The 1,484-nt window shown below is 66.2% G+C and carries 1 protein-coding gene and 1 pseudogene; both read right to left on the bottom strand.

All coding sequences use genetic code 11. The features are described 5' to 3' along the window. Nucleotides 1-50: 50 nt before the first annotated feature. Nucleotides 51-611, bottom strand: a pseudogene (locus tag ACWDUA_RS25545) (TPR repeat region-containing protein); the annotation flags it as partial. 15 nt (nucleotides 612-626) lie between these two features. Beyond that, the gene (locus ACWDUA_RS25540) at nucleotides 627-782 is read right to left on the bottom strand and encodes a hypothetical protein (protein ID WP_449753820.1); all 156 of its coding nucleotides are present in this window, start codon (nucleotides 780-782) and stop codon (nucleotides 627-629) included. Between the last annotated feature and the right edge of the window lie 702 nt (nucleotides 783-1,484).

The raw sequence follows: 1,484 nt of genomic DNA, 5'->3' as shown, positions 1-1,484 counted from the left end.
AGATCGGGCGGCCGCCATCAATCACCCGACGAGCAGCCTCCGCCTTGAACTCAGGCGTAAACGACCGACGCGTCCTGGACATAGTGACATCCTTCTAGCAGGACCCGTAGCCCCACTACCTCGGGTGTCCACTCAAACTGGGGAACCTCACCCGAGAGGAACGCCGCCGATGCCTCGTGATTCCGGGTACCCACGTCCAGGAAGGATCTGATCGTGTACTCGTACTTGCGCATGTCGGCGTCGGAGTCATCCGACGAATCGCCATAGGGGGCCGCGGGATGGAGGAGATCGCTGCCGTCGGTGGTTCGGCGTGCACCGGCAGCTGCCTTACGGATCAGTTCGGTGCCGAATCGCTCGCCGGGCGGAACCCCGTGGGTGCTGCGCAGCAACCGTGCCATGGGTACGTCGCGGCTGCGGATGCGATCGGGATTGTTCCAACCGCGATTGCCGGCCCAGGCCTGTGCCCACTGTGGCAGATACTCGAATCCGGTGTTGGTGCCCACGTTCTCGTTCGAGAGGACCAGAAGTCCCTGGCCGAGAGCGCTGCACCAGGAGTGGCGGGACGGATCCTGGAGCTCGGTCATGGCGGTGTGGAGCGCGAACAGATCCTTCGCGTCGAGATTGCCCTAGAACATGTGCAGGTACTGCTGGACGCCGAGGGGGACCTCGGTGAGCTGCTCGCCGTTGCGCAGCCGCTCGATCTGCGTCGAGGACAGGCCGGCGGCCAGTAGGCTCCGGCCGACGGCGGCTGCCTCCGCCGCGGTCCACCCGCCGTCGGCCATCAGTGCATGGCGTCGGTCATCCTGTGCGCTCAGTGTGAGTTCGGGTGGGGCTGCGGTCCGCAGAGCATGGACGGCACCGCGGGATGCGCTCGGCGTGATCGGCTGCGGTCCCGGCGAGTTCGTCGGCCTTCGCCTTGATGTAGTCGGTCCATTCGCGTTCCTCGGCCGCCTTCCGGGAGGGGGTATCACGCTCGGAACTCCGGCGGGCGTAACGCATGGTCCATGTGGGATCGCGCGCGCTGACCGGGATGAAACGACGGCACGCCGCGGTCATGAGCGCGTTGTTGACCACCGCCTTCGAGGTGCTGATCGCCTGGCAGCCTCGGTGAGCGCGGTCTGCAGATCCTGTATCCGGCCGGCGACCGAGGTCGCCCACACGTGCTGTTCCCGAGCCCGCGTGTCGGCGGCGGCGCGGGCGACACGTTCCAGGACGTCGTCGGGATCTGGTCGACGCAGCGTTCCGCCGCGGTGGAGTCCTCGAGGATGGTCGTGGCCAGCGCGGCGAGTTCCGACCTCGGTAGATCCCATGGCCGCCACTCATCCATGATCGCCTTGGTGAGTACGTGTCCGCTCATCGCGGCGCCCGTACGTGCGGCAGCTCGGCGAGATGTGGCTCTATTGATCTTTCTGTGGGTCAATTACGCTGCGGGAGAGTAGGACACGCACCTCCCCGCGTGAGTGTCGACATCGCGATAAGGGCTT

This window comes from Gordonia sp. NPDC003376, assembly GCF_053589235.1.
Note: the sequence above shows the minus strand (reverse complement) of the source record. Positions and strands in the feature narration are given on the sequence as shown.